Here is a 20,333-nt window from a genome sequence, read left to right as displayed (position 1 = left end):
CCCACCCGCCCTCGTGAGGCGCCGCACGGTCTGCTCCGGACCTTGCATCGAAGTGGAAACCTTAGGTCAGTCTAGCCGGCTCTGCGGATACGTCCCGCACCACCGCCCAGGCTGCCCCGCTCGCGGATGACGCGAGCCGGACGTATTGCGGGGGCCGCCCTCACCTTGGCGGCCTGTTCAATGGGCTGCCCGCCCCGCCGACGGCACTGGTTTCCGGATGGGGGTCGGATAGAGTGTTACGCCGGCGGGACGGATCGCAGCCTGGTGCCTGAGTTAGCAAGGGCCGTACCAGAATGCCTCCCGGCCCCCGTTTCGGCGAAGGTCAAGTCGATAAGTTATGGCAAAGCGACATCCTTTTCGCAGATTCGCCGATCCTTTTTCCGGCGTGCGCGCCTTTGCGGCGCACATGCCCCATCCTGGAGCCCCCGATGAGCCAACCCCTGCTACTCGAACCTACCCAGCCGGCCGACTCGTGCGTCATTTGGTTGCACGGCCTAGGCGCCGACCGTTACGACTTCGAACCGGTGGCGCGCATGCTGCAGACGATCCTGCCGCGCACCCGCTTCATCCTGCCCCAGGCGCCCACCCGCCCGGTGACGGTGTTCAACGGCATGCCGGCGCCCAGCTGGTACGACATCAAGGCCATGGCGCCGGCCCGGGCCATCGACGAGGCGCAGCTGGACGCATCGGCCGACGCGGTGATCGCGCTGATCGAGGGCCAGCTGGCCCAGGGCATCGCGCAGGAGCGCATCATCCTGGCCGGCTTCTCCCAGGGCGGCGCGGTGGTGCTGCACACTGGCTACCTGCGCTGGCCGGGCGAGCTGGGCGGGGTCATGGCGCTGTCCACCTATGGCCCGACCTTCGACGATGACCTGCAACTGCCCGAGACGAAGAAGCAGCAGCCGGCGCTGTGCCTGCACGGCACCTACGACGACGTGGTGGCGCCCGCCATGGGCCGCGCCGCCTACGACTTCCTCCACGGGCAGGGCGTGGCCGTGCAGTGGCGCGACTACCCCATGGCCCACGAAGTGAGCAACCAGGAGATCGCCGACATCGGCGCCTGGCTGCGCGAGCGCCTGTGACGCCGCATTTCGGGCGGCTCGCGGGGTAGTCGTCAGGGTGGGCCGACCGCTGGTCGGTCCACCCGGCCAGCGAATTGCCAGTACGCAAAAGTCATTAATACTGAAGTTCCCGAAGGACGAACCAGACTACGGAGAGTCATCGTGCCCCTCAGCGGAACCTGTCGAAAGCCCCATCAGCCATGAAGCCGACACAGTGGCAGCAGGATATCCAGCAGTTGCGCCACCTGCGGCTGTTCCAGAACGTCGCCGGGACCGCCTTGCAGCGGCTGCTCAACGAATTCCGCGCGCTGGAGCTGGAGGCCGGCGAGGTCCTGCTTTCGCCCTTCAACCGCAACCACTTCCTCTACCTGGTGCTCGAAGGCCAGCTCAAGGTCTACCTCGGCTCGCTGGACAATTCCCCGGTATCCACCCTGGGCAGCGGCGACTGCGCCGGCGAGATCAGCTTCATCGACCATGACCACCCCTCGGCCTACGTGGTGGCCACCGAGCCCACCCGCGTGCTGCGCCTGCACCGCGAGGCGCTGCTGAGCCTGTTCGAACACTCCCCGCAGTTGATGCAGAACCTGCTGGAGATGCTCTGCGCGCGGGTGCGCCAGGGCAACCGGATCATCCTCAACACCGAGCAGAACGCCAACATCGACACCCTCACCGGGCTGTTCAACCGGCGCTGGCTGGAGCACGTCTACGAGCGCGAGAGCACCCGCTGCGCGTTCAACGAACAGCCGCTGGCGATGCTCATGCTGGATGTCGACCACTTCAAGGACTACAACGACCGCCACGGCCACCTGGCCGGCGACTACGCCCTCTGCCTGGTGGCCCATACCCTGCGCAGCCAGCTGCGGCCCAAGGACAGCATGGCGCGCTTCGGCGGCGAGGAATTCGTCATCCTGCTGCCGGAAGTGAGCCTGGACGAGGCCCGCGCCATCGGCGAGCGCCTGCGCATGAGCCTGGAGCAGATCGACTCCTTCTATTCCCCGCTGGGCGCCCTGCCCGGCGTCACCGTGTCCCTCGGCGTGGCCGAGATGTACCTGCAGGAAAGCCTGCAGGGCCTGCTGCGGCGCGCCGACGAGGCCCTGTACCGGGCCAAGCAGCACGGCCGCAACCGCCTCTGCGGCTGATCCACGGCAGGCTTTGGCCGGCGCCCCCAGCGCACGGATTTCGCCTGGCTGGCAACTTGCTTTACACTGGCGGCCGTTCAATCCTTAACCACTACGAGATCACCGTGCTCAAGGCACTCAAGAAAATCTTCGGCAAGGGCGAGGGCGAGCAGCCCGCCGCAACGCCCACCCAAGCCCCCTCCTCCCCCGCAGCCGCCAGCCAGGACGGCGAACAGCGCCCGCGCAAGCCGCGCGCTCCCCGCCCCGAAGGCGAACGCAACGACAAGCCGCCGCGCCCGCCCAAGGGCGACAAGCCGCGCGGCGAGCGCCAGGACAAAAGCGAACGCCAGGACCGCAGCGGCGACCGCCCGGAGAAGGCCGAGCGCACTGACAAGCCGCCGCGCGAAAAAACCGAGAAGGCCGAGCGCCCGCGCCGCGAGCGCAAGCCCAAGGCCCCGGTGGTGGACAACTGGAAGCTGGAAGACTTCGTGGTCGAGCCGGCCGAAGGCAAGACGCGCTTCCACGACTTCAACCTCGACCCGCGGCTGATGCACGCCATCCACGACCTCGGCTTCCCCTATTGCACGCCGATCCAGGCGCAGGTGCTGGGCTTCACCCTCAAGGGCCAGGACGCCATCGGCCGCGCCCAGACCGGCACCGGCAAGACCGCCGCCTTCCTCATCTCGATCATCACCCAGCTGCTGCAGACGCCGCCGCCCAAGGAACGCTACATGGGCGAGCCGCGCGCGCTGATCATCGCGCCGACCCGCGAGCTGGTGGTGCAGATCGCCAAGGACGCCGTGGGCCTGGCCAAGTACACCGGGCTGAACGTCATGAGCTTCGTCGGCGGCATGGACTTCGACAAGCAGCTCAAGACCCTCGAATCGCGCTACTGCGACATCCTCGTGGCCACCCCCGGCCGCCTGCTGGACTTCAACCAGCGCGGCGAGGTGCACCTGGACATGGTCGAGGTGATGGTGCTGGACGAGGCCGACCGCATGCTCGACATGGGCTTCATCCCCCAGGTCCGCCAGATCATCCGCCAGACCCCGTACAAGGGCGAGCGCCAGACCCTGCTGTTCTCCGCCACCTTCACCGACGACGTGATGAACCTGGCCAAGCAGTGGACCGTGGACCCGGCCATCGTCGAGATCGAGCCGGAGAACGTCGCCAGCGACACCGTCGAGCAGCACGTCTACGCCGTGGCCGGCAGCGACAAGTACAAGCTGCTGTACAACCTGATCGCGCAGAACGACTGGACCCGCGTGATGGTCTTCGCCAACCGCAAGGACGAAGTCCGCCGCATCGAGGAACGCCTGACCAAGGACGGCATCAGCGCCGCGCAGATGTCCGGCGACGTGCCGCAGCACAAGCGCATCAAGGTCCTGGAAGGCTTCCGCGAAGGCAAGATCCGCGTGCTGGTGGCCACCGATGTGGCCGGCCGCGGCATCCACGTCGAAGCCATCAGCCATGTGATCAACTTCACCCTGCCGGAAGACCCGGACGACTACGTGCACCGCATCGGCCGTACCGGCCGCGCCGGCAGCACCGGCACCTCGATCAGCTTCGCCGGCGAGGACGACGCCTTCGCCCTGCCGCCGATCGAAGAGCTGCTGGGCCGCAAGATCACCTGCGAGATGCCGCCCACCGAGCTGCTCAAGCCGGTGCCGCGCAAGCACTGATCCAGGCGCGAAACAGAAAAAGGCGAAGCCACGGGCTTCGCCTTTTTCGTTTCCGCCGGCGTTACGCCCGGTGACGCCGGGCGCCCACGGTGACGCACCAGCGCGGTGCGCAGCGCCCCATTCGTCCCGCCGGGTCCGCCGGGACGACGCCTCCCCTCTCCCCGCCAACAATGGCACCCGGCCATCGTCCTGCCTGGGCCCGGGGCTGCCGACCGGGCAGATAAACGAACGGCCTGATCGATTTTGTTTACGCTCGTAAAGAAATTTGCACGCTTCTTGCAGAATTTTTTACGACGCCCTTCAGAACAAGCCTTCGGAATCCCGCCCATGCCCTTGCGCGCCAAGCTCGCCCTCAGTTTCCTGCTCATCGGCCTCATCCCGGTGCTGGTCATGGCCATGGTGGTCTATCACCAGGCCAGCCGCGCCCTCGAAGAACAGAGCCTGAACGCCCTGGAGGCGGTGGCCAGCATCAAGCAGCGGCAACTGATGGACGCCTGGCAGGCGCGCCACGACCAGCTCAGCAGCCTGGCCGGCAACCTCGGCGCCAACTACGCGGGGCTGGAGAGCGAGGCGCTGGTCACCACCGCCAACTACGACCGCCCGGTGTTCGAGAACTTCACCAAGACCTTCGGCTACCGCGAGCTGCGCCTGGTGGCCAGCGACGGCAGCGTGGTCTTCAGCCTGGGCCGCGGCGCCGACTACCAGCAGAACATGAACGCCGAGCAATGGCGCGATACGCCCTTCGGGCGCTTCGTCCGCGGCGCCCTGGGCAGCGGCAAGGCGAGCATCAGCGACCTGGAGCCGGCCCTGGACGACAAGCAACCGGTGCAATGGCTGGCCGCGCCGATCAAGGACCACGACAAGCTGCAGCTGCTGCTGGTGCTGGAACTGCCGCTGAAGGCGATCAACGACGTGATGCAGAGCCGGCAGAGCCTGGGCGAGGCCGGCGAGACCTACCTGGTGGGCGGCGACGGGCGCCTGCGTTCGGACTCGGTGCGCTTCGCCGACCACCGAGTGCGCCGCGCCGGCGACGCGCCCGCCGCCCTCCCCGGCCAGGCCAGCGAAAAAGCCCTGGCCGGCGAGCAGGGACGCCTGACCGAGACCGGCCTGAGCGGCGCGACGGCGCTGAAATCCTTCGTGCCGCTGAACCTCGACGGCCTGCACTGGGCGCTGGTGGCGGAAATGGACCAGGACCAGGCCTTCGCCCCGGTGCGCAAGCTGATGTGGCAGATGCTGGTGCTGGGCCTGCTGACCCTCGCCGGCGTGGCCGCCGGCACCTGGCTGGTCAGCCGCAGCGTGATGCGCCCGCTGGGCGGCGAGCCGGCGAGCATGGCGGCCCTGGCCCAGCGCCTGGCCAATGGCGAACTGAAACTGGCCGGCGGCGCCGATGCCGCCAGCGGCCTGATGCAGGCCCTGCACGAGATGGCCGCGGCCTGGCGCCAGGTGGTCGAGCGCCTGCGCCAGGCCAGCGAGGCGGTGGGCGACGCCAGCGGCGACATCCTCGACGCCGCCGGGCGCACCAGCAGCCACCTGGACCAGCAGCAGGAGGCCCTGGAAATGGTGGTCAGCGCCGTCGACCAGATGGCCGCCACCGTGCAGGAAATCGCCGGCAGCGCCAGCCGCAGCGCCGACGGCAGCGCCGCCGCGCGCGAGGCCTTCGTCACCATGCAGGGCACCCTGCAGCGCATGATCGGCCGCCAGGACCAGCTGCTCGCCGGCCTGCGCGACGCCGACCGGGTGGTGCAGGCCCTGGCCGGCGACAGCCAGCAGATCAACTCGGTGCTGGAGGTAATCCGCTCGATCGCCGAGCAGACCAACCTGCTGGCCCTGAACGCCGCTATCGAAGCCGCCCGCGCCGGCGACGCCGGCCGCGGCTTCGCCGTGGTGGCCGACGAAGTGCGCAGCCTGGCCCAGCGCACCCGCAGCGCCACCGACGAGATCGTCACCATAGTCGGCGCCCTCGGCGACTCCTCCAGCCAGGCCCAGGCCAGCATGGGCGGCGCCAGCGAGCAGGCGCGCACCCTGGAGCACGACACCCAGGCGGTGCTGGACTCCCTCGGCGCCCTCGACGAATCCCTGCAGGGCGTGCACGCCATGGCCTTCCAGATAGCCGCGGCGGCCGAACAACAGGCGGCCACCACCCAGGAAGTGAACCAGCACATGCACCGCCTGAGCGACATGACCGCGGAGAACCGCAAGACCGCCGCGCACACCCGCGACTGCGGAGAGCACTTGCGCAAGGTGGCTGGGAGCCAGGAGGCGTTGGTGGCGCAGTTTCAGCTGTAGGGCGCGAATCGCGGACGGAGTCCGCTCCTACGGTTCCAGGAAACACGGCTTTTCGTAGGATGGCGTTGAGCGAAGCGATACCCATCCTACGAAGAGTACCTCGGCGCAAGACAGTTGCTCCTACGGTTCCAGGGAAGCACGGGCGTAGGAGCAGACTTTGTCCGCGATAGCCGGACGTTCCGGCGCGATTCGCGGGCAAAGGTTGACGCCAACCCCCACGCCAGAGCCCTCCATCCTTGCCGCCCCCACCTCCAAGAATCCAGAATGGAAAAAATCATCCATCCCGGAGCCCCGGCATGCCCATCACCCTTCCCCGCAGCCGAGCTCCCGACACGGAGACGTCCATGACCGAGGTCGACTTCCTGATCATCGGCGCCGGTATCGCCGGCGCTTCCACCGGCTACTTCCTCTCCCCCCACGGCAAGGTCGCCGTGCTCGAGCGCGAATCCCATGCCGGCTACCACTCCACCGGCCGCTCGGCGGCGCTGTATACCGTGGCCTACGGCACGCCCCAGGTACGCGCCCTGACCGCCGCCAGCCGGGCCTTCTTCGACGCCCCGCCGGAGGGCTTCGCCGAGCACCCGATCCTCAGCCCGCGCGGCGAGTTGATCGTGGACTTCGCCGGCAACGCCGAGGAACTGCGCCGCCAGTTCGACAGCGCCCGCGCCAACGTGCCGGAGATGCGCCTGCTGGACGCCGACGAGGCCTGCGCCATGGTCCCGGTGCTGCGCCGCGAGAAGGTCCACGGCGCGCTGTACGACCCCAGCGCCGCCGACATCGACACCGACGCCCTGCTGCAGGGCTACCTGCGCGGCATCCGCCGCAACGGCGGCAGCGTGCAGTTCGACAGCGAGGTGCTCGCCGCGGCCTATATCGACGGCCAATGGGAAGTGCGCACGGCCCAGCAGAGCTACCGCGCCCCCGTGCTGGTCAATGCCGCCGGCGCCTGGTGCGACAAGCTGGCCGAACTCGCCGGCGTCGCCCCGCTGGGCCTGCAGCCCAAGCGCCGCGCGGCCTTTCTCTTCGCTCCGGGCGAAGGCGTGGACAGCCATGCCTGGCCGGTGCTGGTGAGCCTGGACGAGTCCTTCTACTTCAAGCCCGACGCCGGCCTGCTGCTCGGCTCACCGGCCAACGCCGACGCGGTGGAGCCCCACGACGTGCAGCCCGAGGAGCTGGATATCGCCCTGGGCATCCATCGCATCGAGGAGCACACCACCCTGAGCATCCGCCGCCCCAGCCACACCTGGGCCGGGTTGCGCTCGTTCTTCGCCGACGGCGAGCTGGTGTCCGGCTATGACCCGCAGGCGCCCGGCTTCTACTGGGTGGCCGGCCAGGGCGGCTACGGCATCCAGACCTCGGCGGCCATGGGCCAGGCCAGCGCTGCGCTGATCCGTGCTGATGAGCTGCCCGAGGTGCTGGTGCGCCATGGGTTGAATGCGGATGGGCTGGCTCCGGCGCGGCTCAAGCCGAGGTCAAGCGGCGGATAACCGCGGACGGTTATCCGCCCTACGCTGCGCCAGCCATGGCATTCCCCTGCACGCGATTCGCGGGCAGGGCCCGCTCCTACAGGTTGACGTCGGACTTCCCGCCCACGCCGAGCTGCCCCCTCTCCCTCTGGGAGAGGGTTGGGGTGAGGGAGCGGAGGCAACCTGGCACACACAGCCGCCGGTCAGCACCGTTCGCGAGCAAGCTCGCTCCTACAGGTTGACGCCAAACTTCCCACCGACGCCGAACGGCCCCCTCCCCATTGTAGGAGCGCGCCCTGCGCGCGATTTCGCGGGCAGGGCCCGCTCCTACAGGGTGACGCCGAACTTCTCGCCGACGCCGAGCGGCCCCCTCTCCCTCTGGGAGAGGGCTGGGGTGAGGGAGCGGAGGCAACCTGGCACACACAGCCGCCGGTCAGCACCGTTCGCGAGCACGCGAAGACAGCCCCTTCCGCGTGACCATGTCCGCGCACACCGGACGTTTCCCACCGTCCGGCGCGCCCATCCCGAATGGCCCGCCTGCGCGGTGGCCGGGAGAATGCGGGTCGGCCCATCCTGGGCCGATCCCTTTCCTGCTTGCGAGAGACAGCCATGAACGATCTGAAAGTACTCAACGAAAACGAAATCGACCAGGTAGCCGGCGGCTTCCTCTTCGGCATGCTGGGCGACCTGTTCGGCACTTCCGGCTCGCAGTCCGGCGGCCTGCTGGGCGGCGTGTTCAACGTGCTGCAGAACCTGCCGATCGTCGGTGGCCTGTTCGGCCTGGTCAACAGCATCTTCGGCGGCCTGTTCGGCGGCGGCTCCTCCAGCAACCCGCGCTGAACGCCAGGCGGCGGATAACGTCGCCGCACTCTCTTTCGCCTCGGGCGGACTACCCCCTACGAGGGATGTCAGTGCCCCGGCGCTGGCCTAGTCTGACTTGCAACGACAGCCATATGGAGGGACCGCCAGACGAGATGATCTGCCTTTCCAACCACGGTTATCCAGCGCAGACATGCGCCCAGGCCCCAGCGAACCGCTCATTTCGCCGGGGCCTTTTCTTTGGGGACGGGAAAGCGCGACCGTAGGATGGGTTGAGCTTGCGATACCCATCGGGCCGGGGCGTTCTTTAGATCAGCCGCCGCTGAGGTTCATGAAGCGCAGCACCTGCACATCGCCACCGGTGCTGAATTCGTGGCGGGCGGGCTTGCGTTGCAGGGCGGCGTGCAGGGCGTCGAGGATCGGCGCGTCGTCCAGCGGGTAGCGGCGCAGCAGGCCGCGCAGGTCCACGGAGTGCTCGTGGCCCAGGCACAGCAGCAGGCGGCCTTCGGCGGTCAGGCGCAGGCGGTTGCAGGTGGCGCAGAAGTTGTGCGAGTGCGGCGAGATGAAGCCGATGCGCGTGCGCGGGTGCTGCGCCAGGCGCACGTAGCGCGCCGGGCCGCCGCTGTGTTCGGCGCTGTCCAGCAGTTCGAAACGCTCGGCGATCAGCGCGCGCACCTCGTCGCTGGAGCAGAAGCTCTCCTCGCGGTCGCGACCGACCTGGCCCAGGGGCATTTCCTCGATGAAGCTGATGTCCAGTTCGTTGGCGATGGCGTAGTCCACCAGCGCCGGCACCTCGTCGGCGTTGCGGCCCTTCATCACCACGCAGTTGAGCTTGATCCCGGGAAAGCCCACCTCCCGCGCCGCGTCTATGCCGCGCAGCACCTGGTCGAGGCGGCCGGTGCGGGTGATGGCCTGGAAGCGCTGCGGGTTCAGGGTGTCGAGGCTGATGTTCAGGCGCGTCAGGCCCGCGGCGCGCAGGTCGCCGGCCAGGCGGACGAGTTGCGAGCCGTTGCTGGTCATGCACAGTTCGCGTAGGCCGGGCAGCGCGGCCAGGCGTTCGCACAGGCCGACGATGCCGGGGCGCACCAGCGGCTCGCCGCCGGTGAGGCGCAGCTTGCGCACGCCGCGCTCGACGAACAGCCGGGCGACGCGCTCGATCTCTTCCAGGGTCAGCACCTGCTGGCGTGGCAGGAAGCGCATGTTCTCGGCCATGCAGTAGACGCAGCGGAAGTCGCAGCGGTCGGTCACCGACAGGCGCAGGTAGTCGATCTTGCGGCCCTGGCCGTCGATCCAGTCGGACATGTGGGTGCTCCGGTTGATGCTTTGGCGAAGGCGGATGATCCGGCCCTCTCCCCAGCCCTCTCCCTGAAGGAAGAGGGGGCTGTCCAGTGCGGCGGCTGCCTCACTGCACCAGCGGCGAGTCCGCGGCGTCGAAGGCGAAGCCTTCGATGTGCGCCTCGCCGGCCAGCACCGCGATGTACTGGCTGACCGCGCGCTGCAGCACCTGGGCGCGCAGGTAGGCGGCGATGCGCGGGCGGGCTTCGGCGAAGGGCAGCGGTTCGCCGCCCTCGCGCGCCAGCAGTTCGACCACGTGCAGGCCGTAGCGGCTTTCCAGGGGCTGGGCCAGCAGGCCGGGGGTTTCCCGCAGCAGGCGTTTCTCGAACTCGGGCACGGTCTGGCCCGGCTCGATCCAGCCCAGGTCGCCGCCCTCGTCCTTCGACGGGCAGGCGGAGAAGCGCATGGCCTTTTCGGTGAAGCGCTCGGGGTGTTCGCGCAGCGCTTCCAGCAGGGCCAGGGCCCGTTCGCGGGCCTTGGCGCGGCCTTCCAGGTCGTCCGGGGCGCAGGCCAGCAGGATGTGCCGCAGGCTCATGCGCCAGGGGCTGGTCAGGCGGCCGGGGTTGGCCTCGTACCATTGCCGGCAGCTGGTTTCGTCAGCCTCGGGTGTCCCTACGTCACGGTCGACCAGGGCACGGATGCGGGCTTCCTCGGGCGCCTCGTCCTCCTCCGCCTCGGCGCTGATGCCCAGCGCGTCGGCGCGCTGCAGCAGCAGCTGGCGCACCACCAGCGCGCGGCAGGCGGCGTGCAACGCCTCGGCGTGGCTGGTGGCCGGGTGGTACTGGAGTTCGCGGGCCAGTTCGTCGGCGTCGATGGCGATGCCGTTGACCGCCAGCTTCGGCAGCTCGACGTGTTCGACGCGGTTTTCGTAGTGGGAGCAGCTCATGGGATTCACCTTCGGTGGCGGATAACCGCGAACGGTTATCCGCCCAGTGGGTTGGCGCGACTGTTCAGGCCGCGCGGCTCTTCTGGCGGACCACCTGGTAGCGGCGGCCCAGGTACCACACCGGGGCGCTGACGATGTGCACCAGGCGGGTGAAGGGGAAGAGCACGAACAGCGTCAGGCCGAGCATCACGTGCAGCTTGTAGACCAGCGACACCGGGGCGATGGCCTCGGCCGCGGCCAGCGGCTGCAGGGTGACCACCGACTGCGCCCAGTCGGCCAGCATGACCATCACCGAGCCGTCCAGGTGGTGGGTGGAGGCGACGATGGTGGACAGGCCGAGGATCAGCTGGGCGTAGAGCACCAGCAGGATCATCAGGTCCGAGGCGTTGCCGGTGGCGCGCACCCGGGCGTCGGTCAGGCGGCGCAGGATCAGCCCGGTCAGGCCGATGAAGCAGAGCACGCCGAAGAAGCCGCCGGAAACCATGGCCAGCAGTTGCTTGTGCTCGGTGCTGATCAGGTGCTCGTAGACCGCGTGCGGCGTCAGCAGGCCGACGAAGTGGCCGGCGAGGATGAACAGCACGCCCACGTGGAACAGGTTGCTGTACACGCGCATGCCTTTCTTGCTCAGCATCTGGCTGGAGCCGGCCTTCCAGGTGTATTGCGACAGGTCGAAGCGCGCCCAGCTGCCCACCAGGCAGATGAACAGGGCGACGTAGGGGTAGACCCCGAACAGCAGGGTATTGAACGACATGATCAGGCTCCTTGGCTGGCCACCCGGCGCGGCGGCACCGGCTGGGCGACCCATTGCAGGGGTTGTTCGAGGGCACTGGAGGGCTGCCGCGGGTTCGACGGGCAGCCGGCGGCGGGCTCGCCGAAGCTCACCTGGGTTTCCTCCCAGGCCTTGTCCAGCGCCTCCAGGCTGTCGTCGCGAGCCTCCTGCTCGCAGTCGCGGTGCAGCCCGGCCAGGTCCGGGCGCTCGCCGGAGAGTTCCAGCAGGCCGTGGAACACCGCCGCGTAGGCGCTGCCGCGCTCGTCCAGGCGCGTCGCCAGCAGGGCAAGGATGTGCGCCACCTCGGCCAGGCCGACGCGCGCGCCCTCGGCGTCCTGCAGGGCGAGGAACTCCAGGTACAGCGGCAGGTAGTCCGGCAGCTCGTTGACGTGGATGGCCAGGCCCGCGGCGTTGTAGCGGTGCAGCAGATCGACCATGGCCTGGCCGCGGTCGCGGCTCTCGCCGTGGACGTGCTCGAAGAGCAGCAGCGAGACCGAGCGGCCGCGTTCGAACAGGCCGTCGTAGCGCGCCTGCACGTCCAGCAGGTCGCCCTGGCAGAGTTCGTTGAGCAGCGCGGCGAGGCCGTCGCGCTGCGCCTCGGGCAGGTCGCTGGTGCGGATCAGCGCGTGCAGCGCCAGGCTTTCCTCGCGCACTTCCAGGCGCGGGTAGTCCAGCAGCAGCGCGCAGAGCTTGAGCAGTTGGCTGTGGCTTTCCAGGGAGATAGTCATGGCCTTCACTCCTGGATCTGCACGGTCTGGATGACGTTGCGGCGGTCCACCGGCTTGCCGCCGAACAGGTTCACGCCGGAGTTGCCCGAGCAGCCGCTGCCGAAGCTGAAGCCGCAGCCCGAGCGCTCGGCGAAGGCGTCAGAAAGCGCCTCCTCGCGGTGCGCGGTGGGGATGACGAAGCGGTCCTCGTAGTTGGCGATGGCCAGGTAGCGGTACATCTCCTCGACCTGGCTGACGCTCAGCCCGACCTTGGCCAGCACGTCCAGGTCCTGCTTGCCTTCCACCTGCTCGGCGCGCTTGTAGGCGCGCATCGCCAGCAGGCGCTTGAGGGCGCGCAGCACCGGCGCGGTGTCGCCGGCGGTGAGCAGGTTGGCCAGGTACTGCACGGGGATGCGCAGCGATTCGACGTCCGGGATCACCCCGTCGCTGCCGATGTGACCCTCGGCGGCGGCGTTCTGGATCGGCGACAGCGGCGGCACGTACCAGACCATCGGCAGCGTGCGGTATTCCGGGTGCAGCGGCAGGGCCAACTGCCAGTCCATGGCCAGCTTGTACACCGGCGACTTCTGCGCCGACTCGATGACGCTGTCCGGCACGCCGTCCTTGCGCGCCTGCTCGATCACTTTCGGGTCGAACGGGTCGAGGAAGATTTCCAGCTGCTTCTGGTACAGCTCGCGCTCGTCGGCGCAGCTGGCCACTTCATGGATGCGGTCGGCGTCGTAGAGCAGCACGCCGAGGTAGCGGATGCGCCCCACGCAGGTCTCCGAGCACACGGTGGGCTGGCCGGCCTCGATGCGCGGGTAGCAGAAGATGCACTTCTCGGACTTGCCGCTCTTCCAGTTGAAGTAGATCTTCTTGTACGGGCAGCCGCTGATGCACATGCGCCAGCCGCGGCACTTGTCCTGGTCGATGAGGACGATGCCGTCCTCCTCGCGCTTGTAGATCGCCCCGCTCGGGCAGGACGCCACGCACGCCGGGTTCAGGCAGTGCTCGCACAGGCGCGGCAAGTACATCATGAAGGTGTTCTCGTACTCGCCGTAGATGTCCGCCTGGACCTGGTCGAAGTTCTTGTCCTTGCGCCGCTTGGCGAACTCGGTGCCGAGGATTTCCTCCCAGTTCGGGCCCCATTCGATCTTCTGCATGCGTTGCCCGCTGATCAGCGAGCGCGGCCGCGCCACCGGCTGGTGCTGCGCCTTGGGCGCGGTGTGCAGGTGCTGGTAGTCGAAGTCGAAGGGTTCGTAGTAGTCGTCGATCTCCGGCAGGTCGGGGTTGGCGAAGATGTTCGCCAGCACCCGGAACTTGCCGCCGATGCGCGGGACGATGGAGCCGTCGGCGTTGCGCACCCAGCCGCCCTTCCACTTCTGCTGGTTCTCCCACTCCTTCGGGTAGCCGATGCCGGGCTTGGTCTCGACGTTGTTGAACCAGGCGTATTCCATGCCCTCGCGGCTGGTCCAGACGTTCTTGCAGGTGATGGAGCAGGTGTGGCAGCCGATGCATTTGTCGAGGTTCAACACCATGCCGACTTGCGAACGAATTTTCATGGCGTCTCTCCTCAAATGTCCCGGGGCAGCGGCTGCGGCAGGGCGTCGCCGCCCAGGCCACCGTGTTCCGGCTCGTCGAGCCAGTCGACCTTGTTCATCTTGCGCACCACCACGAACTCGTCGCGGTTGCAGCCCACGGTGCCGTAGTAGTTGAAGCCCCAGGCCTGCTGGGCGTAACCGCCGATCATGTGGGTGGGCTTGAGCACCACGCGGGTCACCGAGTTGTGGTGGCCGCCGCGGGTCTTGGTGGTCTCGCTGCCGGGCACGTTCACGATGCGTTCCTGGGCGTGGTACATCAGCACCATGCCGTCCTTCACCCGCTGGCTGACCACCGCGCGGCAGGTGGCGGCGCCGTTGGCGTTGAAGACTTCGACCCAGTCGTTGTCCTCGATGCCGGCGCGCTTGGCGTCATGCTCGCTGAGCCAGATGATCGGCCCGCCGCGCGACAGGGTGAGCATCAGCAGGTTGTCGCTGTAGGTGGAGTGGATGCCCCATTTCTGGTGCGGGGTGATCCAGTTCAGGGTGATCTCCGGGTTGCCGTTGGGCTTCTTGTTGAACAGCTTGTCGGTGCTGCGGGTGTTGACCGGCGGCCGGTAGCTGACGAAGCCTTCGCCGAAGGCCTGCATCCACGGGTGGTCCTGGTAGAACTGCTGGCGGCCGGTGATGGTGCGCCACGGGATCAGCTCGTGGACGTTGGTGTAGCAGGCGTTGTAGCTCACGTGCTCGTCTTCCAGGCCCGACCAGGTGGGGCTGGAGATGATCTTGCGCGGCTGCGCCTGGATGTCGCGGAAGCGGATCTTCTCCTCTTCCTTGGGCAGCGCCAGGTGCTCGTGCTCGCGCCCGGTGATCTTGGCCAACGCGTTCCACGCCTTGACCGCCACCTGGCCGTTGGTTTCCGGGGCCAGGGCGAGGATCACCTCGGCGGCGTCGATGGCGCTCTCGATGCGCGGCCGGCCCTGGCTGACGCCCGGCTCCAGCACTCGGTGGTTGAGATCGCCCACCAGTTTCACTTCCTTCTCGGTGTTCCAGCCGATGCCCTTGCCGCCGTTGCCCAGCTTGTCCAGCAGCGGGCCGAGGGAGGTGAACTTCTTGTAGGTGTTCGGGTAGTCGCGCTCGACCACATGCAGGGTGGGCATGGTTTTGCCCGGCAGCGCTTCGCACTCGCCTTTCTTCCAATCACTGCCGCCGAAGGGCTGGGCCAGTTCGTTGGCGGTGTCGTGCAGCAGCGGCACGGTGACCAGGTCCTGCTCCACACCCAGGTGGCCGACGGCGACCTCGGAGAATTTCTTCGCGATGGCCTTGTAGATCTCCCAGTCGCTCTTGGCCTCCCAGGCCGGGTCGATGGCGGCCGACAGCGGGTGGATGAAGGGGTGCATGTCGGAGGTGTTGAGGTCGTCCTTCTCGTACCAGGTGGCCGTCGGCAGGACGATGTCCGAGTACATGCAGGTGGAGGACATGCGGAAGTCCAGGGTGGTGACCAGGTCGACCTTGCCTTCGGCGCCCTGCTCCACCCAGTCCACCTCGGTGGGACGCGGGCCGCCGGCCTTGCCGAGGTCCTCGTTCATCACGCCGTTCTTGGCGCCCAGCAGGTACTTGAGCATGTACTCGTGGCCCTTGCCCGAGCTGCCCAGCAGGTTGGAACGCCAGATGAACATGTTGCGCGGGAAGTTCTGCGCGTCGTCCGGCTTCTCGCTGGCGAAGCGCAGGTTGCCGGCCTTGAGCTCGCGCACCACGTAGTCCTGCACCGGCAGCCCGGCCTTCTCGGCGTCGGCGGCGATGCGCAGCGGGTTGCGGTCCAGCTGCGGCGCGGAGGGCAGCCAGCCCATGCGCTCGGCGCGGATGTTGTAGTCCACCGCGTGCTCGGGGAACTGCCTGCTGTCGGCCAGGGGCGAGAGCACTTCGTGCATCGACAGCTTTTCATGGCGCCACTGCGAGCTGTGCAGGTAGAAGAAGCTGGTGCCGTTCATCTGCCGCGGCGGGCGGCTCCAGTCGGTGCCGAAGGCCAGCGGTACCCAGCCGGTCTGCGGGCGCAGCTTCTCCTGGCCGACGTAGTGGGCCCAGCCGCCGCCGCTCTGGCCGATGCAGCCGCACATCATCAGCATGTTGATGACCGCGCGGTAGTTCATGTCCATGTGGTACCAGTGGTTCATCGCCGCGCCGATGATGACCATGGCCTTGCCGTGGGTCTTGTCGGCGCTGTCGGCGAACTCGCGGGCCACCTGGATGGCGCGGGCGGCCGGCACGCCGGTGATGCGCTCCTGCCAGGCCGGGGTGTAGGGGGTTTCGGCGTCATCGAAGCCGCGGGCCACGTTGGCGCCGCCCAGGCCGCGGTCGACGCTGTAGTTGGCCATCTGCAGGTCGTAGACGGTGGCCACGCGCAGGGTCTTGCCGTCGGCGCCCTGGATGTCGCGGAAGGGCACGCGGCGCAGCAGCACCTCGTCGTTGTCCACGCCCTTGAAGTGCGGGTGCAGCTGGCCGGCGAAGTACGGGAAGCCCACCTCGCAGGCGTGTTCCGGGCCGTCGATCAGGCTCAGGCTCAGGCGCGTCTCGCGGCCCTGGCCGCCTTCCTTCTCCTCGATGTTCCACTTGCCCGACTCGCCCCAGCGGTAGCCGATGGCGCCGGTGGGCGAGACCAGCTCGCCGCTGCTTTCATCGAAGGCGATGGTCTTCCACTCGGGGTTGTTGTCCTGGCCCAGCTGGCCGTCGAGGTCGGCGGCGCGCAGGTAGCGGGTCGGCTTGAAGGCGCCCTCGCCGTGCGGCTCCAGCAGCACCAGCATGGGCATGTCGGTGTACTGCCGGCAGTAGTCGACGAAGTAGGCGCGCGGCTTGTCGAGGTGGAATTCCTTGAGGATCACGTGACCGAAGGCCATGCCCAGCGCGGCGTCGGTGCCCTGCTTGGGGTTGAGCCAGAGGTCGGTGAGCTTGGCCACCTCGGAGTAGTCCGGGGTCACGGACACGGTCTTGGTGCCCTTGTAGCGCACCTCGGTGAAGAAGTGCGCGTCGGGGGTCCGCGTCTGCGGCACGTTGGAGCCCCAGGCGATGATGTAGCTGGAGTTGTACCAGTCGGCCGACTCCGGCACGTCGGTCTGCTCGCCCCAGATCTGCGGGCTGGCCGGCGGCAGGTCGCAGTACCAGTCGTAGAAGGACAGGCACACCCCGCCGATCAGCGACAGGTAGCGGGCGCCGGCGGCGTAGCTGACCATGGACATGGCCGGGATCGGCGAGAAGCCGATGACGCGGTCGGGGCCGTAGGTCTTCACGGTGTAGACGTTGGCCGCGGCGATGATCTCGGTGACCTCGTCCCAGCTGGAGCGCACGAAGCCGCCCAGGCCGCGCTCGCTCTTGTAGCTTTTCGCCTTGGCGGCGTCCTCGACGATGCTCGCCCAGGCGTCCACCGCGTCCTTGTGCGCGGCGCGCGCCTCGCGCCACAGCTTGAGCAGCGGCTTGCGCACCTTGGGGTACTTCAGGCGGTTGGCGCTATAGATGTACCAGGAGTAGCTGGCCCCGCGCGGGCAACCGCGCGGCTCGTGGTTGGGCAGGTCCGGGCGGGTGCGCGGGTAGTCGGTCTGCTGGGTTTCCCAGGTGATCAGGCCGTTCTTCACGTAGATCTTCCAGGAGCAGGAACCGGTGCAGTTCACCCCGTGGGTGGAGCGCACGATCTTGTCGTGCTGCCAGCGCTGGCGGTAGCCGTTCTCCCAGGCGCGGCTCTCGTTGGAGACCTCGCCATGGCCATCGGCGAATTCGCCCTGTTTCTTCTTGAAGAACTGCAGGCGGTCGAGCAGGTAACTCATCTGTATCTCCTCACCCGGTCTACGCCGGGCGTTCAAACGCTAATCAGGCTCGCGAAACGGGGCTCAGCAGGGGCTTTCCGCACCCTTGCGCGCATACCACCACCAGGTCGCAACGATGCAGCTGAGGTAGTAGGCGACGAACACGTAGAGGGCGCCCTCGGCGCTGCCGGTCATGTCCAGCGAAGTGCCGAAGGCCTTGGGGATGAAGAAGCCGCCGAAGGCGCCGATGGCGGCGGAGAAGCCGATCACCGCGGCCGACTCCATGCTGGCGTTCCGGGCCGCCTCGGCCTCGCTGTAGCCGCCACGCTTGAAGCGCGCGGCCCATTCGTTGCGGAAGATCACCGGGATCATGCGGAAGGTGGAGCCGTTGCCGATGCCGGCGAAGAAGAACAGGCCGATGAAGGCGCCGAGGAAGCCGAAGAAGCTGCCCGCGCCACCGTCGCCGGGGAGGAAGGCGATCACCGCGAACACCCCGGCGATCATCGCCGCGTAGTTCCACAGGGTGATGCGCGCGCCGCCGAACTTGTCCGCCAGCCAGCCGCCCAGGGGCCGGCTCAGGGCGCCCACCAGCGGGCCGAGGAAGGCGTACTGCAGCGGGTTGATGTCCGGGAACTGCGTCTTGCTGAGCATGGCGAAGCCGGCCGAGAAGCCGATGAAGCTGCCGAAGGTGGCCACGTACAGCCAGCACATCAGCCAGTTGTGCTTGCGCTTGAAGATCACCGACTGCTCGCTGAACGAGGCCTTGGCGTCGGCGATGTCGTTCATCCCGAACCAGGCGGCGATGGCCACCACGGCGATGAACGGCACCCAGATCCAGCCGGCGTTCTGCAGCCACAGGCGGCCGCCGTCGGAAAGCTGCTGCGGCTCGCCGCCGAAGCTGCCGAACAGGCCGCCGGCCACCGCCAGGGGCACGGCGAACTGCATCACCGAGACGCCCAGGTTGCCCAGCCCGGCGTTCAGGCCCAGGGCCGTGCCCTGCTGGCTCTTGGGATAGAAGAAGCTGATGTTGGACATGCTGGAGGCGAAGTTGCCGCCGCCGAAGCCGCACAGCAGGGCGATGGTGGCGAACACCCAGTAGGGCGTCTGCGCATCCTGCACGGCGAAGCCCAGCCAGATGCACGGGATCAGCAGCGAGGCGGTGGACAGCGCGGTCCAGCGGCGGCCGCCGAACACCGGCACCATGAAGGAGTAGAACACCCGCAGGGTGGCACCGGAGATCGACGGCAGCGCGGCCAGCAGGAACAGCTGGTCGTTGCTGAAGGCGAAGCCCACGGCGTTCAGGCGCACGGTGACGGTGCTCCAGATCATCCACACGGAGAAGGCCAGCAGCAGCGCCGGGATGGAGATCCACAGGTTGCGCGTGGCGATGCGCTTGCCGGACTGCGCCCAGAACTGCGAGTCCTCGGGGCGCCAGTCGACCAGCAGGGGCCCCCGCGCGGCTTTGAGTTGGGAATTGGCGATCATGCCCATGTCGGCACTCCGTCAGGATTGGCTGGAAGTCAGAGGGGAAAGGTCGACGTCGGCCGTCTGGGCCCGGCCGTCGAGGCGGCGCTGCTGCTTGATCGCGTAGTGCATCCAGACCATGCAGACGATGGTCAGGCCGAACAGCAGCATGAAGCAGGAGGAACGCACGCCGATGTGGTCGGCGGCATAGCCGAACAGGATGGGCAGGCAGAAGCCGCCGAGGCCGCCGATGACGCCGACCATGCCGCCGACGGTGCCCATGTTCTGCGGGTAGTAGTCGTGGATGATGCGGTACACGCTGGCCTTGCCGAAGCCCTGGGCGATGCCGACCACGAACACCAGGAAGGTGAACAGCCAGACGTTCAGGCCCACGCCCAGGCTGAGGTCGCCCTGGATGCCGTGGATGGTCATGGTGGTCTGCGGGTAGGACAGGAAGAACAGGCACACCAGGCACACCCAGAACACGCCCCAGTTCACCGCGCGGGCGCCGTAGCTGTCGCTGAACCAGCCGCCCAGGGCGCGGATCAGGCCCGACGGCAGGGTGAACAGCATGGTGATGAAGGACGCGGTCTTCAGGTCCAGGCCGTACTCGGCGATGTAGTACTTGGGCAGCCACAGGGCCAGGGCGACGAAGCCGCCGAAGACGAAGAAGTAGTACAGGCCGAAGCGCCACACCCGCAGCTCGGCCAGCGGCGCCAGCTGCTTGGCCAGGGTCGGCCGGGCGCGGTTGGCGTCGGCCTCGCCGCCCTTGGCGTGGGCCGGGTCGTTCCAGGTGCAGAACCAGAACAGCGCCGCGGTCACCAGCATGGCCACCGAGTACACCTGCGGCACCATGCGCCAGCCGAAGGCGACCACGATCAGCGGCGCCACCAGGTTGGTGATGGCCGCGCCCGCGTTGCCGGCGCCGAAGATGCCCATGGCGGTGCCCTGGCGCTCCTTCTCGAACCAGGCCGAGGTGTAGGCGATGCCCACCGCGAAGGAGCCGCCGGCCAGGCCGACGAACAGGCCCAGCACCAGGTACTGCCAGTACTGCGTGGCGAAGGCCAGGCCGTAGATGGGGATGGCCACCAGCAGCATGTGGATGAAGAACACGATGCGCCCGCCGAAGCGGTCGGTGATCAACCCCAGGGGCAGGCGCACCAGCGAACCGGTGAGGATCGGCAGCGCCACCAGCAGGCCGAACTGCGCCTCGGACAGGCCCAGTTCCGCCTTGATGCGGATACCGATGATCGAGAACATCGTCCAGACCGCGAAATTCACGGCGAACGCCAGTGTGCTCATGCCGAGCACGGAGTACTGTTTCTGTCGATGCGATGCCATGGCCAACACTCTTTCGTCGATGCCGTTGGCCGCACGTTAGGCAGAGCCCATTTCGTGTCCGTTGACC

13 protein-coding genes and 2 pseudogenes are annotated in these 20,333 nt (G+C 68.0%); 7 read left to right on the top strand and 8 right to left on the bottom strand.

Annotated features, from left to right (window positions below; all coding sequences use genetic code 11):
- Positions 1-428 precede the first annotated feature (428 nt).
- The 7 genes and pseudogenes from M8R19_RS22705 to M8R19_RS22680 all read left to right on the top strand — a co-directional run bounded on the left by M8R19_RS22705 (position 429) and on the right by M8R19_RS22680 (position 8,453).
- Positions 429-1,082, top strand: coding sequence for an alpha/beta hydrolase (locus M8R19_RS22705; RefSeq protein ID WP_116422878.1), 654 nt, complete (start codon positions 429-431; stop codon positions 1,080-1,082).
- Between the two features lie 179 nt (positions 1,083-1,261).
- Positions 1,262-2,200 carry a GGDEF domain-containing protein gene (locus M8R19_RS22700; RefSeq protein WP_116422877.1) on the top strand — a complete coding sequence of 313 codons (939 nt, stop codon included), beginning with the start codon at positions 1,262-1,264 and terminating at the stop codon, positions 2,198-2,200.
- A 104-nt stretch (positions 2,201-2,304) separates the two neighbouring features.
- Entirely contained in the window at positions 2,305-3,861 is a 1,557-nt protein-coding gene (gene rhlB, locus M8R19_RS22695) for an ATP-dependent RNA helicase RhlB (protein WP_249918985.1), read from the top strand.
- Positions 3,862-4,188: 327 nt separating this feature from the next.
- A pseudogene (locus M8R19_RS33510) lies at positions 4,189-5,061 on the top strand (cache domain-containing protein); the annotation flags it as partial.
- A gap of 579 nt (positions 5,062-5,640) precedes the next feature.
- A pseudogene (locus M8R19_RS33505) lies at positions 5,641-6,147 on the top strand (methyl-accepting chemotaxis protein); the annotation flags it as partial.
- Between the two features lie 344 nt (positions 6,148-6,491).
- Positions 6,492-7,634 (top strand): NAD(P)/FAD-dependent oxidoreductase, encoded by a 1,143-nt coding sequence (locus M8R19_RS22685; protein ID WP_249918983.1) that lies wholly within the window; start codon positions 6,492-6,494, stop codon positions 7,632-7,634.
- A 588-nt stretch (positions 7,635-8,222) separates the two neighbouring features.
- Complete coding sequence (locus M8R19_RS22680; RefSeq protein ID WP_009616111.1) at positions 8,223-8,453, top strand: hypothetical protein; 231 nt, start codon at positions 8,223-8,225, stop codon at positions 8,451-8,453.
- Positions 8,454-8,744: 291 nt separating this feature from the next.
- On the opposite strand, the gene moaA is transcribed toward M8R19_RS22680, so the two are convergent.
- The 8 genes from moaA to M8R19_RS22640 form a co-directional block, all read right to left on the bottom strand.
- On the bottom strand, positions 8,745-9,734 hold the full coding sequence (gene moaA, locus M8R19_RS22675; protein ID WP_249918982.1) for a GTP 3',8-cyclase MoaA: 990 nt from the start codon (positions 9,732-9,734) through the stop codon (positions 8,745-8,747).
- A 100-nt stretch (positions 9,735-9,834) separates the two neighbouring features.
- Positions 9,835-10,653 carry a peptidylprolyl isomerase gene (locus M8R19_RS22670; protein WP_249918981.1) on the bottom strand — a complete coding sequence of 273 codons (819 nt, stop codon included), beginning with the start codon at positions 10,651-10,653 and terminating at the stop codon, positions 9,835-9,837.
- A gap of 64 nt (positions 10,654-10,717) precedes the next feature.
- On the bottom strand, positions 10,718-11,404 hold the full coding sequence (gene narI, locus M8R19_RS22665; protein ID WP_009616108.1) for a respiratory nitrate reductase subunit gamma: 687 nt from the start codon (positions 11,402-11,404) through the stop codon (positions 10,718-10,720).
- Between the two features lie 2 nt (positions 11,405-11,406).
- Complete coding sequence (gene narJ / locus M8R19_RS22660; protein WP_116423176.1) at positions 11,407-12,138, bottom strand: nitrate reductase molybdenum cofactor assembly chaperone; 732 nt, start codon at positions 12,136-12,138, stop codon at positions 11,407-11,409.
- Between the two features lie 17 nt (positions 12,139-12,155).
- Positions 12,156-13,691, bottom strand: a complete 1,536-nt coding sequence (narH, locus tag M8R19_RS22655) for a nitrate reductase subunit beta (RefSeq protein ID WP_074979100.1) — start codon at positions 13,689-13,691, stop codon at positions 12,156-12,158.
- Between the two features lie 11 nt (positions 13,692-13,702).
- Positions 13,703-17,482 carry a nitrate reductase subunit alpha gene (locus M8R19_RS22650; protein WP_249918980.1) on the bottom strand — a complete coding sequence of 1,260 codons (3,780 nt, stop codon included), beginning with the start codon at positions 17,480-17,482 and terminating at the stop codon, positions 13,703-13,705.
- Positions 17,483-17,545: 63 nt separating this feature from the next.
- Positions 17,546-18,952, bottom strand: coding sequence for a NarK family nitrate/nitrite MFS transporter (locus tag M8R19_RS22645; protein ID WP_249918979.1), 1,407 nt, complete (start codon positions 18,950-18,952; stop codon positions 17,546-17,548).
- Positions 18,953-18,964: 12 nt separating this feature from the next.
- Positions 18,965-20,266 (bottom strand): nitrate/nitrite transporter, encoded by a 1,302-nt coding sequence (locus M8R19_RS22640; protein ID WP_116422868.1) that lies wholly within the window; start codon positions 20,264-20,266, stop codon positions 18,965-18,967.
- Between the last annotated feature and the right edge of the window lie 67 nt (positions 20,267-20,333).

It is taken from the genome of Pseudomonas sp. R3.Fl (assembly GCF_023516765.1).
Lineage (GTDB): Bacteria > Pseudomonadota > Gammaproteobacteria > Pseudomonadales > Pseudomonadaceae > Pseudomonas > Pseudomonas citronellolis.
Note: the sequence above shows the minus strand (reverse complement) of the source record. Positions and strands in the feature narration are given on the sequence as shown.